The organism is Streptomyces sp. NRRL F-5650 (assembly GCF_000721365.1).
Lineage (GTDB): Bacteria > Actinomycetota > Actinomycetes > Streptomycetales > Streptomycetaceae > Streptomyces > Streptomyces ardesiacus.
In genome coordinates this window covers 52,578-66,368 of sequence record NZ_JOGV01000033.1, presented here as the reverse complement: position 1 = coordinate 66,368, position 13,791 = coordinate 52,578, and the positions used below count along the sequence as shown (strand labels likewise).

The 13,791-nt window shown below is 70.6% G+C and carries 13 protein-coding genes; 2 read left to right on the top strand and 11 right to left on the bottom strand.

What is annotated here, in order from left to right; translation table 11 throughout:
• Positions 1-13: 13 nt before the first annotated feature.
• The 8 genes from IG88_RS0125840 to IG88_RS0125805 all read right to left on the bottom strand — a co-directional run bounded on the left by IG88_RS0125840 (position 14) and on the right by IG88_RS0125805 (position 6,482).
• On the bottom strand, positions 14-1,735 hold the full coding sequence (locus IG88_RS0125840; RefSeq protein WP_031045818.1) for a relaxase/mobilization nuclease domain-containing protein: 1,722 nt from the start codon (positions 1,733-1,735) through the stop codon (positions 14-16).
• Positions 1,732-2,364: a plasmid mobilization protein gene (locus IG88_RS44460; protein WP_234332294.1), complete on the bottom strand. Its 633-nt coding sequence runs from the start codon at positions 2,362-2,364 to the stop codon at positions 1,732-1,734. Before IG88_RS44460 ends, IG88_RS0125840 begins: the two co-directional genes overlap by 4 nt.
• Positions 2,361-2,654: a hypothetical protein gene (locus IG88_RS0125830; RefSeq protein WP_420712098.1), complete on the bottom strand. Its 294-nt coding sequence runs from the start codon at positions 2,652-2,654 to the stop codon at positions 2,361-2,363. The genes IG88_RS44460 and IG88_RS0125830 overlap by 4 nt, the downstream gene beginning before the upstream one ends.
• Positions 2,655-2,694: 40 nt before the next feature.
• Positions 2,695-2,886: a hypothetical protein gene (locus tag IG88_RS0125825; RefSeq protein WP_031045809.1), complete on the bottom strand. Its 192-nt coding sequence runs from the start codon at positions 2,884-2,886 to the stop codon at positions 2,695-2,697.
• Positions 2,883-3,854 carry a DUF2637 domain-containing protein gene (locus tag IG88_RS40675; RefSeq protein WP_031045807.1) on the bottom strand — a complete coding sequence of 324 codons (972 nt, stop codon included), beginning with the start codon at positions 3,852-3,854 and terminating at the stop codon, positions 2,883-2,885. The genes IG88_RS0125825 and IG88_RS40675 overlap by 4 nt, the downstream gene beginning before the upstream one ends.
• A gap of 68 nt (positions 3,855-3,922) precedes the next feature.
• Positions 3,923-4,543 (bottom strand): WhiB family transcriptional regulator, encoded by a 621-nt coding sequence (locus IG88_RS0125815; protein WP_031045805.1) that lies wholly within the window; start codon positions 4,541-4,543, stop codon positions 3,923-3,925.
• Positions 4,544-4,668: 125 nt separating this feature from the next.
• Entirely contained in the window at positions 4,669-5,421 is a 753-nt protein-coding gene (locus tag IG88_RS0125810) for an ATP-binding protein (RefSeq protein WP_031045802.1), read from the bottom strand.
• Positions 5,421-6,482, bottom strand: a complete 1,062-nt coding sequence (locus IG88_RS0125805; RefSeq protein ID WP_051852052.1) for a hypothetical protein — start codon at positions 6,480-6,482, stop codon at positions 5,421-5,423. Before IG88_RS0125805 ends, IG88_RS0125810 begins: the two co-directional genes overlap by 1 nt.
• Positions 6,483-7,547: 1,065 nt before the next feature.
• Here IG88_RS0125805 and IG88_RS0125800 point away from each other — a divergent pair.
• Positions 7,548-8,948: a helix-turn-helix transcriptional regulator gene (locus IG88_RS0125800; protein ID WP_051852051.1), complete on the top strand. Its 1,401-nt coding sequence runs from the start codon at positions 7,548-7,550 to the stop codon at positions 8,946-8,948.
• A 92-nt stretch (positions 8,949-9,040) separates the two neighbouring features.
• A complete protein-coding gene (locus tag IG88_RS0125795; RefSeq protein WP_031045794.1) occupies positions 9,041-9,448 on the top strand; it encodes an acyl-CoA thioesterase in 408 nt (135 codons plus the stop codon).
• Between the two features lie 290 nt (positions 9,449-9,738).
• Here the strand turns inward: IG88_RS0125795 and IG88_RS0125790 are convergent, their stop codons facing one another.
• The 3 genes from IG88_RS0125790 to IG88_RS0125780 are packed head-to-tail and all read right to left on the bottom strand — an operon-like array spanning position 9,739 to position 13,683.
• Positions 9,739-10,488 (bottom strand): NUDIX hydrolase, encoded by a 750-nt coding sequence (locus tag IG88_RS0125790; protein ID WP_078861611.1) that lies wholly within the window; start codon positions 10,486-10,488, stop codon positions 9,739-9,741.
• Between the two features lie 57 nt (positions 10,489-10,545).
• Positions 10,546-11,682, bottom strand: coding sequence for an NUDIX hydrolase (locus tag IG88_RS0125785; RefSeq protein WP_031045788.1), 1,137 nt, complete (start codon positions 11,680-11,682; stop codon positions 10,546-10,548).
• Positions 11,683-11,742: 60 nt separating this feature from the next.
• Positions 11,743-13,683 carry an ATP-binding cassette domain-containing protein gene (locus IG88_RS0125780; protein ID WP_031045785.1) on the bottom strand — a complete coding sequence of 647 codons (1,941 nt, stop codon included), beginning with the start codon at positions 13,681-13,683 and terminating at the stop codon, positions 11,743-11,745.
• Positions 13,684-13,791 lie beyond the last annotated feature (108 nt).

The following is a 13,791-nucleotide window of genomic DNA, read 5'->3' as shown; positions in this document are numbered from 1 at the left end:
GCAGATTCAGTAATCACCTTGCCTTCCTGGGCCGGGTGTTGCGTCCGCTGGAGGGGCGCGTCGGCCGCCCGGCGCTCTGCGGCGTGGCGGTGCCCGGTTCGGGCATGGGGGAGGCGTCGGCGGGCAGGTCGGCCATGCGGCGCAGCCGCCAGACCAGGACGTCGCTGACCGACTCGGCGGTGTCGAGTTCGCGGCGGGCGGCGGCCTCGGAGAGCAGGGTGGCGGGCTCGTGGCCGGCGGCTTCGACGTTGGCGAGGGTGGCGGCGAGCGCGTGCCAGCCGGGCTCGGCGAGGATTTGCTCGGCCAGCTCCGGCACCGCCTGGCGCAGGTGGGCCGCCTGGCGGCGCTGGAGGGGCTGGGAGAGACGGCGGCCACGGTGGCGCAGGACGGCCATCGGGTGCTGGGCGGCGGAGTGGTAGGCCGCGCGCAGGTGTTCGGCGGCCTGGCGGGCGGCTGCGGCCTGCTGGGCGTGGTTCTTCTTGCCGTGCCAGTGGGCGGCGGCGATGACCAGGAAGGCGACCATGTCGATCACCATGGCGGTGGTGGCGCCGTCCTCGCCGCGGCCCAGGGCAGGTCCGCTGTAGACGAGGTCGCGGGCGGCCTGGCGCAGGGCGCGGTCGTGTCCGCGCTCGGCGCGGACGTGGGAGCGGGAGGCCCGCTCGAAGGCGCGTGCTGCTTCACGGAGTTGCTTGCGGGTGTGGGCGGCGGAGGTCTTGGCGAGGGCGTCGAGGACCTCACCGGCTGCCGCGATGTGCGCGGCGGCCTGGTGGTCGTCGCCGTGGTCGATGCTCAGGACTGCTTGCCAGGCGGCGGCTGCCGCACGCCGGCGTGCTCGCGCCGGACCGCTCGGCGCAGCGGCGGGATCTTCCGGAGTGGTGGCGGGGGCCTGCTGGGCGGCGGACCAGCGTTCACGGATACGGGGCAGGGAGAGGTCGGGGGCGAGCGTGGAGCCCGCGAAGAAGACCGGTTCGTTGTCCTCGTTACGGTCGTCGATCAGCGCGACCTTGTAACCGAGCAGGTCACCGGAGGGCGCGGCACGCGTGCGGATGAGCACGCCGGCTGCGGCCAGCCGGTCGAAGAACTCCTTTTCGCTGGTGGCGCCGGCCACCGCGCGGCGGACGGTCTCGCGTAGTTCCTCGCGGGCGGTCTGCTCGCGGCCCTGGCGCTGCGCTTTGTGGCGTTCGGCGCTGGAGGGGCGCTTGGCGGCGGTGCCGTCGCCCGGGTTGACGAGGGTCAGGCCGAGCTCCTTTTCGATGAGACGGCATGCGGCCTGGGCCCGCTTGTAGGAGCGGAAGTCGTCGGGGCTGCTGCCGTCCTCGCACACCCGCGTGGCGACGATGTGGATGTGGTCGTCGGCGTGGCGTACGGCTGCCCAGCGGCAGCCGGGTTCGCCGCCGCCGGGATCGATACCGGTCGCGGCGACGACCCGGCGGGCGATGTCCGCCCACTCGTCGTCTGACAGGGTGCGGTCGCCGGGGGCGGCACGCACCGAGGTGTGCCACACATGTTTGGCGGGCCTGGCGTGCGCGGGCAGGACCTGGACGGGCTGGTCGAGGAGGACCGCCAGGTCCTTGATGGCGGCGGCGAAGTCGTCGCTGCGGCCGGGATCGGGCGCCAGGCCGTCGAAGGACGCGACGAGGTGGGGGTCGACGTGCTCCTCGGCCCGCCCGGGACCGTACAGGTAGTGGAGCAGACCGATGGTCCGGTCGCCCGGATCGTTGATGCTGGGGATCATGCCGGGGTCTGCTGGTGGGCGATGAGCTGGGCGGCGGCTTCGTGGACGCGGTCGGCCGCCGCGCGGACCGCGGTGATGGCCGCCTCGAGCTGCGGGGCCTCGGCTCCGGAGTTGAGTGCCTTGACGGCCTGGTTGAGGTTGCTGCCCGCCCAGCCGAGACGGCGGCGGGAGTCGAACAGGGCGGTGATCACTTCGCGGTCGTCGGCGATCTCGGCGGCGGTGCGGTCAAGGTCGCGGGCGGCGCGCAGGGCGGAGCGGGCGAGGAAGCCGGCGACGGACAGATTCGACTGGGCGGCGGCGGACTTGATCAGGGCGAACTCTTCGTCGTTGAAGCGTGCATTGGGCTGGTGCAGACGCTTCTTCTCGCGCGGCTGGCGCGGACGCTGACGGGCGCGTGGCGCGGCGGACGAGCGGTGACGACGGCGGTTCGTTTCGTTCTTCCCCCCAGGCTTCGGTCCGCCCTCGGTCGAAGCCTGCCGGACCTGCGCCCCCTGGTGCTGGTCCGCTCCCGCCCCCTTGGGGGCGGGGTCGGCGGAAGCTACGCTTCCGCCCCAACTTGCTCCCCGCGAGAGGGGGTTGGTCACCGGCTTCTCGGGGGTGCGGGGCTGGGCATCGTCCGGGTGCGTCATCGGGTGTGGTTCCTCGTGGTGCGGGTGTGGTGCTGGATCTGGGCGGCGAGATCGACCAGGGCGGCGGGCCCGTCCAGGACGCGGACGGGCGCCTCGGGTGCGCTCTGCACGAGCCACTGGCCGTTCGGGGCCAGGAGGGCGGTGTGCAGGAGGTGCCGGCGGACCAGAACCTCGGCCCAGGCGCTCGCTTCGGCTGTGGTCGGGATCGACGTACGAGAGTTGCGGGAGCGGATGGCGGGCCCTCCAGGGTCGGGGCGGTGGCCCGGCAGCAGGCCGGGCCACCGCGTCACGGAGTTGGGATAGGGCGTTTGACCTGCGGTTATCGCCTCGTCATCCGCAGATCGGGCAGCGCTCGAAGTGCCGGCCGAGGGCTTTGGCCATCCGGGACTTCACGGCGAGAGCGTTGGTCGCGCTCGTCTTGGCCGCCGTGGTGCCCGCGCTGCGCTGGGAGTGGTTGCGCAGGTAGGCGATGTCCTGCTCGTAGCCGCGCTTGATGCGCACAAAGCGCTCGCAGGTCTTCATCGGGCTCTCCTTGTGTCGCGGGGGAGGTGAGCAAGCGCCGGGTCCGCGTACAGGGCGGCCTGGAGGTCGCTGAACAGCTCGTTGCTGCGCCGGGTGGTCTGCGGGCTGGTCCGCGGTAGGACCGTTGTGGTCCGCGTCGTGGTCCGGCACCGGGTTGGTCCGGTGGTCCGGAGCCGGGGCGTCGTGGTCCGCGGGGGTGGAGCCGGCCGGTTGGTCCGTGGTCCGCGCGTCGTCGTCGGTGATCCGCGGGTGCTCGCGGTCCGGCATCTGGTCCGCCGGGGCGCCCTGGTCCGCGCCCGCGCCGGGTGGTCTGCGGGCTGGTCCGCGGTAGGACCGTTGTGGTCCGCGTCGTGGTCCGGCACCGGGTTGGTCCGGTGGTCCGGAGCCGGGGCGTCGTGATCCGCGGGGGTGGAGCCGGCCGGTTGGTCCGTGGTCCGCGCGGCGTCGTCGGCGGTCCGTGGATGCTCGCGGTCCGGCATCTGGTCCGCCGGGGCGCCCTGGTCCGCGCCCGCCGGACCAGCTCCCTCGGCCGGTCCGCGCTCGTGGTCCGCTCGCGCGTGGTCCGCCCGGGGAGCGGTGCGATCGGTGGTGACGGTGGCACCGAGGTGCACGGCGAGTGCTGCCGCGAGTGGTGGCACGGCCGAGACGCCGATCACCAAGTACGGGCTGGCGGTGAGGTGCCCGGTCGACACAAGGTGACCCAAGGCGTTGAGCAGGACGGAGACGGCGACGGTGAGCAGGGTCAGGACGCGGCCGAGGCTGCTGCCGTTACCCGCGGCGATCCACGCGAGGCCGGCGACCAGGGCCAGGACGTCGACGCTGACGGGAAGGGCCCAGGAGAGCACGTTTCCCCAGCCCACGGCACGGCCGAGGGCGGCGAGCGTAGCAGCGGAGGCCGCCATGGCGACAACAGCGACCAGGGCCGCACCGCCGATGATCAAGTTGCGGTGGGTCGTCGTTTTGCTCACCGGCGGCACCTCGCGGTCTGAGTGATCTCGACGGCGAAGTGGTCCCAGGCTCTGAAGCGGTGGGGTGGTCATGCAGCCTTTCCGAGGGAGGCGATCAGGGCATGGGTCTGCAGCCGGCGGGGGCCGTCCGACGTGGTGCTCTCGTCGTCCAGGGGGTGCTCGCCGTCGGCGTCGTCGACTTCGTCGAGGCCCCAGTAGCGGTCCCGGTCCTCGATAACGTGGGCGGCCTCGCGCATCAGGTCGCGGATCCAGTCCAGGTCGGCACTCAGGAGGTAGGCCACGCGCTCCGGGCTCCAGCCGCGCAGGTAGGCGTGGTGGATGAGGGTGCTGCGCTCCGCGGTGCTCAGGTGGACGTCGCGTCCCTGGAAGGCGGCGCGTACGCGGCCGTAGTCCAGGCGCTTGCTCAGGTTGGCCAGCCAGGGCTGGCGCTCCTTGTCGGTCAGGCCGCCCCAGATGCCGTAGCGGACCTGGTTGTCGATCGCGTAGTTGAAGCAGTCCTTCTTCACCGGGCAGGTGGCGCAGGTCCGCTTCGCCTCGGCGATGGCCTGGTGGTCCCGGGGCGTGTGGAAGAACAGCGCGTCGGCGCGAGCCGGGTCCATGCCGTGGCATGCCCCCCGGGCATGCCAGCTGTGGTCGGCGATCCCCCGCAGGTCCGGTGCGGGGGAGTCGTTTGTGGTCTTGTAGCGCAAGGGAGTCTCCGAGGTCGCCTCGCTCGATGGCGGGCAGGGCAGCACCGCGATGCGGTGGTGTGCGGCGAGGCGGGACAGGGTGCGGCGAGCGGGGCCGCACGGCGGATCGGTGGCGCAGGAGCGGGTCAGCGGCGCTGGAAGCGGCGGTCGGGCCCGGTGAACTCGACGGCGGTGCACATGCCGGACAGGCGGGAGAGCACGCGGTCGCCGACCCGCTCGCGCAGAACTGGCTGGCGCGCGGGCACTTCGGAGGTGCGCACGGGCGGCATGTTGCTGGTGACGATCGTCGGCAGCCGGTGCTGGCAGCGCCAGTTGACCAGCCGGAAGGTGATCTCCTCGGTCCACTCGCTGGGCTTGGCCGCCCCGAGGTCGTCGAGCAGCAGCAGCGGGATCCGCATGATCCGCCGCAGCAGGTACTCGGGGTCTGCCCCGGTGCGCGGGCGCAGCTCGGCGTAGAGGTCGGCGGCGGTGGTCGCGTACCAGTTGACCCCGCACCCGGCGGCGGTCAGCGCGCGGATGGCCCCGTACGCCTGGTGGGTCTTGCCGGTACCGGTGGGGCCCCACAGCAGCAGGCTGGGCCCGTGCGTGATCTGCCGGCGCCCCGTGGCGCCGTAGTGCGGGTTGACCCCGTCGGTGTTCGGCGCCACGGCGTTGCCGGCGATGGTGCGCACCCATGCGGCGACGTCCGGGTGCTCGGGCACGGCGTCGCGGTAGTCGACCGGGATGCGGGCCTGGGCGGCTTCCAGGGCGGGGATCGGCTCCGGGCTGTCCGGCAGCTGACGGTCCAGGTCCAGGCCGCGCTCGGCGAGCTTGGCCTCCAGGCGCTCACGCAGCCGCTCGGAGATTGCGGGCTGCGGGTCGGCGAAGCGGGCGCGGATCACAGGCGGCCTCCAAACGTCTTCGGCTCGGCGGTGGGGTTGAGGTAGGGCGTGTAGGAGCTGCCGGTGCTGGCCCAGGGCCCCGCGCCGGAGGCGGACGACAGCGCGGCAGCCGACTGAGGCGTGGCGTTGACGACCTCGTTCACCAGGCTCGGCAGGACGCTGGGGTTGAGCCCCTTGGACCGCAGCTTGTCCAGTGCGGCGCGGATGTCGTCGGCCTCGAACCGCTCGTCGAGCAGGGCGTTGATCTTCCGGCCCAGATGGCCGAGGAAGTCCTCCGGAGGGCGGCGGACACAGCCCCTGACGTACTCGGCCACCAGCTGCTTGGCCGAGACCTTCGCCGAGGAGGCGTCGGGCGCGGGCGCCTCGCGCCCCGTAAGGAAAGATCCAGGATCCAAGATCCTAGATCCAGGGCGTGACTCCTCCCGTAGTCCTCCCGTAATCCTCCGGGACTCCTCCGGGAGTGCCGTCTGACCTGCGGCTTTACCCGTCGGCGTCGAGCCGGGGGCCGCGGGGGTGCCGACCGCTGCCGTCTCGGGCTCCAGGGCACGCTCCGGGGTGCCGGTGGCGTGGGTGAGGGGGCTGGGGCGCCCTCCCTGCGGGCTCCGGGAGTCCTCCGGGAGCTCTCCGGGAGGAGTCAGTGCCGCCGAGGGAGATGCCTCTGCGCGCGTGCTGGGGCAGGCCGCGTCCTGACACTTGCCGCAGTGCTGCCGGGCCTGGTGGGTGGGGCAGCGCGGCAGGCGGGAAACGGTCGCCTTGTTGATCTTCTGGTGCTGGTCCCAGGTCACGATGTGCAGCCAGGTCCGCCCGTCACACCCGGTGTAGCGGCACACCAGCCCGGCCGAGGCCAGCTCGTCCAGGTCGCGGGCGACGTGCGTGGCGGTGTGCTCCGGACGCAGGGCCCACAGCCGCCCGGCGATGATCGCGGGGTGGTCACGGTGCCGGCCGGAGTCGTCGGCCTGGGTCAGGAGCCCGAAGAAGGTCCGCTCGGCGGTGAGGCTGACCGAGGCCAGGTCCTCCGACTCGAACGCCTCGGGCTTGATCGTGCGGATGCGTGCCATCAGACCCCACCCCCGACGCCGCGATGGAGCGAGCCCCGCCGAGCCGGTATGCGGTCGCCGGCGGTAGACAGGGGGCAGCCTGCCGCGCTGGCCGGACTGACCGGCCTTTTGCGCAGGGCAGTGCGCATGCAACACTCTCCTCTGAAGTGGAAGCCGCTCCGGGGCGTGTTTGGGAATTGGCCCGGTGCGGTGAAGGTGGGTAAATCTCCGGCCCTTGCACGGGCAGGAGTGCCATTTGGCGGACGGCGTCTGGGAGTTGCACCTCTCGGGCGCCGCCGCTGTTTTCTGGGCTACCTGACCTCGCTGGCGCGCGTGAACCGCATGCCGCTCCTTCTGGCGTCAGACGCCGGGCGGGGTGCCCGGCGAGGGACGACGAACATATGCGGGTGCCGCGACAAGATCCAGACTTAGCTAAAGGCTGCGGTACAAGTCGCTGAGGGAGGGCGCCGACACCGGCGCCTGCGCGTCGAGGTCGCGGGCCGTGACGCAGGCAACTGTCGGATCGCTCCGCGTATCCCGGAGATGATCTCCACTGCGCCCCCCTGTGCTTCATGCCACTACGTGCGGAACTGGCTGGTCAGATGGATTTAAGCCAAGCCGCACGAGGGCGTCAACGCGATCTTTTGCCCGTTTTACGCGCATAGACTGGTTGGCTGGCGCGTGTCCTCCGGTTCCCCTACGGGGCCGTAAGTCGCCTGCGGCGTAAGCGGAATGAGGTGATCCGCCTGGAGGGGGCGGGGCTTTTCGCGATCTGGTCTAGACCGGGCGGCGAGGCCCTGAACGAAAACCGGCAAACTTTTGCCGGTTTAACGGATTGATCATGAACTCTTTGGCGAGATGACCGATTCGGCAGTGAACGTCGCTTCAGTACCGCCACATTCCGTTGAGTAATAAACAACGCATTCCGCGTGGTATGTGGGCGAGGCCACACGTGGTCAAGATCGGCTAAATCTTTGCGTATGGTCGTAGTGGGGAGACGGCAGGGCGGGGGTCAGCAATTGCGCTGCCCCTCTTTTTTCATGCCCGAATCAGGCGTCTCCGTCCGAGAGGAGAGGGAGGATCTCAATGGCCGCGACGGAACCGGACCAGCCTGACAGCATTGGCGCTGCGGAAGAGGAGACCTCCGGCAAGGGCGCCGGCGGGCAGCAGCCCGCCGGCCAGTACATGGGCTTCGGTGCGCTGCTGCGCCGGTGGCGCAAGGCTGCGGGTGTCACTCAACCCCGAGCGGCCAAGGCTTTGGGCATGGGCGAGCGCACCTATCGCAAGATCGAAAAGGGTGCGACGCCGCCGCGGCTCACCCCTGCGCAGTGTGAATCCCTGGCGACCCTGCTCGGCCTGGACCGCGAGGAGCGCCACGCACTGCTGCTGTACAACATCGGCTCGAACCTGATCCCGCCGCGCGGCGCGAGCCAGCCGGAACTCCAGCAGGCCCTGCGTCTGCTCATCGACCGGCAGCTCCCCAGTCCTGCGTACCTGTGCGACCAGTACTGGAACATCCTGGGCTTCAACACCGCTATGGCCGAGTGGTGGCCCTGGGTGATGGAGCCGGGGGCAAACCTCATCCTGTGGGCCTTGACGTCGCCGGAGGCGCGTACCCAGTACCAGGACTGGGACATGCACGCCTCGGCCTACGTGAAGATACTCAAGTTCGCCGAGGCCACGAAGCCGGATGACGCCGAGCTGCGTGAGCTGATCGAAAAGGTCAAGAAGGATCCCGACGTCCGGCATGTTTGGGAGTCCGAGCACGACATGGGCGAGACGCGCGACGGCCATGTGTTCCGCATGAACGTGCCGGCGCTGGACTGGGAGACGGTCGAGGTCGTCAGCCATGTCCTCTACCCCGCCTCGATGCCGGAGTGCCGGTTCGTCGTGATCACCTGGGTCGAGGGCGGCGAAGACGAGCGCGACGCGCTCGGAGGCGCCCGGAACGCCTGGGCAGCCACGACAGCCAACCAGGACGATGTGGAAGCTGCGCAGCGGCACGCGCAGAATCGCGTGGCCGAGGACGCCGCGACCCGCTGGAGGCGGGAAGCGGCGGCCTTGGCCTCCCGGATGGTCGTGGCGAACGCAGAGGACGCGGCAGCGCTGGCCGGCGGGAACGGCATCCCGATGCCGGCGATCAGTAGGGTCGTAGGCCCCAATGCCCAGCTGACGCTGTCACCTGACAAGCGCACCGTGGTGTGGGCGGTGGAAGAGGTGGCTGGCTGCTGGTCAGTAACCCATGTCTCGCCTGCCACCGTCATCGCGCGTGTACCGAGGGAAGCCGTGCACGGCGCCTGCCGCGCCGAAATGCTTCAGCTGGTTCGCGCGGCGCTGCCGGAAGAAGCCGACGCAGCAGCCGCGCGCATCGGAGAACTCCTCGAAGAGCGCGACACCGAGCAGCAGGTGCTGCGCGATGTCCTGAACATGATCGAAGATCGCGAATGCGGGGAGCCGGATACCCGGGAGACTGGCCGAGAGCCCTAGACCCAGCAGCTCCGCTGGGAAGCCGCCTCGGCGGACGGCTTCCCAGCCTGCGCCCCTCTGCTGCACCCTGCCCTCTACACAGGAAGACCAAGATGACCAAGTACACCTATCCGCTCCCGCTGCGCTGGGCCGATGCGGACACCTACGGGCACGTCAACAACTCGCTGTTCCTCACCTATCTAGAGGAAGCACGGACGCGGATGTTCAGCGATCTGCTGCCCGCCGACGAGGCCGACCGCCGTCAATACGCCTTTGTGGTCAGCCAGTCCACCGTGGACTATCGCGCTCCTCTGGTGTACCGAGAGGAGCCGGTAGACGTGGATGTATGGGTCGTCAGCTGCCGGGGAGCGCGGCTCGAGCTTGGATACGCGATCCGGGACGCTGACCGCACGTACGCCGAAGCCACGACCAAGATGGCCGCTTACAACCTGGACACAGGACGTCCGCGGCGCATCTCGGAGACCGAGATCGAGTTCTTCGCTCGCTACACGCAAGCCTGATCCGCCTCGGGGCACAAAGGTGTGCCCCGCTCGCAACCCGGACCGGGTCGAGGCGTTGCGGCCACATGGGGGTTCAGCCGCTGGAGACGTACATCGAGCAGGTAACGGCCAGGATTCGGTAGGACAGGCAGGGTGGCCTCCGGTCCGGAGGGAGCGAGGTCTCGCGGGTCAGCGCTTCCGCTTCGGCTGACGCTTGGGCTGAACTCGCTTGCCCACAGTACGAACCGTGGGCTTCATCGCCCTGGTCTGCGTGGCCGCGGCCGCCTGAAGGATGGCAAGCAGCTTGGCCTTCAGTTCCTTGCGCTGCTCAGGGGTGGTCGCATCCGCCGGCGTCTCCAGGAGGTGAGTCTTGAGGATGGCGAGCATGTCCCACTCCCACGGGCCGCGCTGCCGAGGGCCGGGAATGAGGCGGACGTAGTCCTCGCCGTACAGGCGTTGTAGATCAGGGCGGAGGCGTTGGCCGTCTCCTCCGGCTCAGTCTTTGATGGGAGCTTGAGCAGCTTCTCGCGAAGGGTCGGTTGGGTCACTCGGTCCACGGGACGCCACTCGATGCCGCCGACCTCTTCCTCCTGCAGCACGAGCGGCACGTCGGTCGTGGTGTGGAGGCGGAAGAGGAACCGGAAGTCGAAGTGCTGGTGGCCCGGTTCGCCTTTGCCCGGGTGGGCGTCGATGTCGTGGATGTCGATGTCGAACGGCACAGTCTCGTAGCCGGGCCATGGTGCGACGGCCTGAGGCGGGATCCCGGTCTCCTCGTGCAGCTCCCGCAGCGCCGTGGCTGCCAAGGACTCGTCGGCGGGCTCGGTGTGGCCGCCGGGGACGAGGAATTTCCCGCTCGCCAGGTGCAGCACGTGCAGGACGCGGCCGAGCTGGTCGACGACGATCGCGCCGCAGGTGACGTGCCCGGTGAAGGTGGAGCGGCTGGCGATGTCGGTGGGACGGTCGAGGGCGTGCAGGAGTCCACTGAGCTGGTCGCGCTCGTGAGGGTGCCGAGCGAGGTAAGCATCGACGGTGGTGCGGATGTGATAGTGCGACAACGGCATGGGGCTACCTCAGAGGTGCATGGAGCGGGAGGGATCGAGGCGGGGCGGGCGGTTGGGTCAGCTCAGCAGCATCCCCTCCGCCGGGATCTCCTCGACGGCGGCGGTGCGAGCGATGGGCAGCCCCCACCGCTCGCGTGCTGTCTCCGCGGCGAGCTGGGCTTGCTGCGCTCCAGGCTGGCCCCACCCCAGCAGGGCCGCAGCCTGGGCAGGGGTGGCGAGCAGGCGAGCGAAGGAGCGTCCGGTGGCCGGGTCGACGGCCGCCGGCCCGATGGCGGTGACCCGGGCGGCCAGGCGAAGCCTCGCGTTGGGCCCCACGCCGCCGTAGACCTCGCCCGTCTTGTCCAGCACCCAGCCCAGTCGCACTGGATCGCTCAGGGTGAGCTGGGCCTCCTCGGCCGCTTCGCGGTACAGGGTGTCCTCGGGCGTCGCATCGGTCGCCTCCACGGTGCCGCCGGGCAGCATCGGCAGCGCGCCCCGCGGGCCGGGGTCGGCCACGACGACGACCCGGCCGTCGGGGACGAAGCACCACGCCCAGGCTTGCTGCACGGGCAGCCGCTCGGGCACCGGATCGCGGTGAAGAGGGCTGTCCCACAAGGGCCGGTAGCGGACGTGGACGTCATGGCGATCGAGCGCCGGGACACCGAGGATGTGCCGGCCATCGGCGAGGTGTGCGGTCGCGGTGTTCCCGAGCCGGGCACGGTATGCGGCAAGCATGATCTGCCCGTCCACCGGGCGCAGCCGCTGCACAGCGTCCCGGGTCTCCAGGAAGGCGTACTCGGACAGTTCCTCGCGCGGCAGACGGATCGCCTCCACCTGGTCGGTGGAGAGGGTTCCCCCGTCGAAGACGAACCGGACCTCGCCAGGGCAGGGCGTGCCGAGCTGAAGGTCGGGGTGGTGCGGGGAGAAGGAATGGACGGCGAGCACGGCCGAGAGGGGCAGATCGAGGCCCAGTTCCTCGGTGATCTCGCGCCGGCAGGTGACGTGCGGATGTTCGCCGGCTTCGACGACGCCTCCGGGCAGTAGCCACGAGCCGTCCTTGCGATAGGTGGGGTGCACCAGCAGCACCCGGCCCACCTGGTCAGTGATGATCGCGGCGGCGCCGAGCCACGCCGCATGCCGGGATGCGGCGTACTGCGCTGCGGGCAGGGCCGAACGCGGTGGGACGTGGTCCGAAGGGGAGACCTGAGAGGGCACGTAACTCTGCCTTCCGAGACGGTGGGCGGGCGAGTGGGCAGCGACGAACGGCTAGGGTGATCAGGAACTGTCGCCGCTCATCCGGCGCTGCAGCTCCCACAGGCTCCGGAAGAGACCCGGCTGCTGGGTGAGCTGGGCGTAGGTGCCCTCCTGGACGATCCGCCCTTCGTCCAGGACCACGATCCGGTCGGCGACGGCCACGTTGGTGAGCCGATGCGTGATCAGCAAGATGGCGCGGTCCTTGGCCAGCTCACGCAAACCGGCGAAGATCCGATGCTCAGCGCGGGCGTCGAGCGCGGCCGTGGGTTCATCCATCACCAGCAGCGCCGCCTGCCGGTGAAACGCGCGCGTGAGGACCAGACGCTGCCACTGCCCGCCGGAGAGCTGCTGCCCGCCGAACCACTCACTGGTCAGCAGGGTGTCCAGCCCGGAGCGCAGGCCCGGCAACATCTCCGCGGCGCCGGAAGCCTCGCATGCGGCAAGCAGCGCAGCGTCGCTGGTGTCGCCCTGCCCGAAGGTGATGTTGTCGCGCATCGTCAGCGGCAGGTACGTGAACTTCTGCGGCACCAGCGCGACGTGCTCCCACGCCCCCCACGGGTCCAGGTCCGCGGTGGAGGCGTGGTCCCAGGCCACGTCGCCTTCGGTGGGCAGCAGCAGCCCGCACAGCAGGCGCGAGAGGGTTGTCTTGCCGGAGCCGTTCTCCCCGACCAGTGCCACGATCTCCCCGCGCCGCACGTGCAGGGAGACGTTGCTCAGGCTGTCCTTCGGAGCGCCGTCATAGCGGTACGTGACGTCGCGGACCTCGAACCGCTCCGGGGCCGCGGTCACGGGCACGGTGCCGCGGGAGTCGGCCATGGCCTGACCGTGGGCGTTGTCGAGGAAGTTCTGCCAGTCCTGCACATACCAGCCCGTGCGCACCAGGCGCGCCCCGCCGTTGATGATGCCGCGCACCGAGCCGGTGGCGGTCTGGAGGGCGAAGACGGCGCCGCCGCCGGCCGCCAGGCTCATCCGCCCCGAGGCCAGAAGCCACAGCAGCGCCGCCCACACAGCGGTCGAGGCGACTCCGCCGGCCACGGCCCCAGCCAGACCCATCCAGGCACCGGTGTTCGCAGCTTTTCGTTCGGCAGCGTTGACCGAGGCGGCCAGCTTCCGATACCGGCCGATGAGGAAGGGACCGGCCAGGCAGGCGCGCATCTCCTCACTCGACTCCTGATAGGCCATGTGCCAGCGCAGCTTGCCCAGCATCCGGCGCCGCCCGGAGGTCTCCAGCCCGGCGAGGTAGAGCACGCGGGCGGAGCGGACGTAGGCGGCGGCTTGCGGCAGGCAGGCGAGGAACAGCAGGGGAAGGAGGAGGGGGTGCAGGACGGTCAGGACGGTGGCGCCGGCCGCGAGCGTGGCGGTGGCCGCGAGGACGTCTTGAGCTTCTTCGACGAGGTCGGGGGTGACTTGGGCGCCGCGGTCGGCGATGTCGTAGGCGTCGTTGTAGCCGGGCTTGTTGTTGGCGGCCAGTTCCGCACCGAGCGCGGCCTCGATCATCGTCAGCTCCGCCGCCCGGCCGAGCACCGGACGCAGACGGCCGGTCAGCCAGACGACCGTGATGCCCAGCAGCGCGCGCAAGCCGGTGGCGGCGGCGATCACAGTCAGCTGCGGGGCGGCGTCCCACAGCCGCTCGGTGATGCGGCCCGAGGAGATCAGCGCGGTGATCGTACCCGTGACGGCCAAGAGGCCGAGGGCCGCGAGGACGCCGCTCCCGATCTGGCACACCAGCAGACCGATGGTCGCGCCCCGGTCCACGCACCAGGCCATCTGCACCGAGCGCCGGACGAGCGAGGGCAGGCGCCGCGCCATGGTGCGGGAGGTCAGCAGGGAGCCGGCCTGAAGCCTCGACTCGTCGCGGTAGAGGAATTCCTCCTCTCGAACAACGGCCTCCTGCGGTTCGTCGTCCGGCACCGTCCCCCTTGGCGGTTGCGGCGGCTGGTCCTGCGTAATGGCCGAGGTCATCGTTCCCCCTGGACGGTCGCTGCGGCTGAGTCGTGAGGTCTAACGACATGGCTGCGATTTCGAACACACGTCATTCGGTCGTGGTGGAGAGCCCGCTGTTTCCTGCCT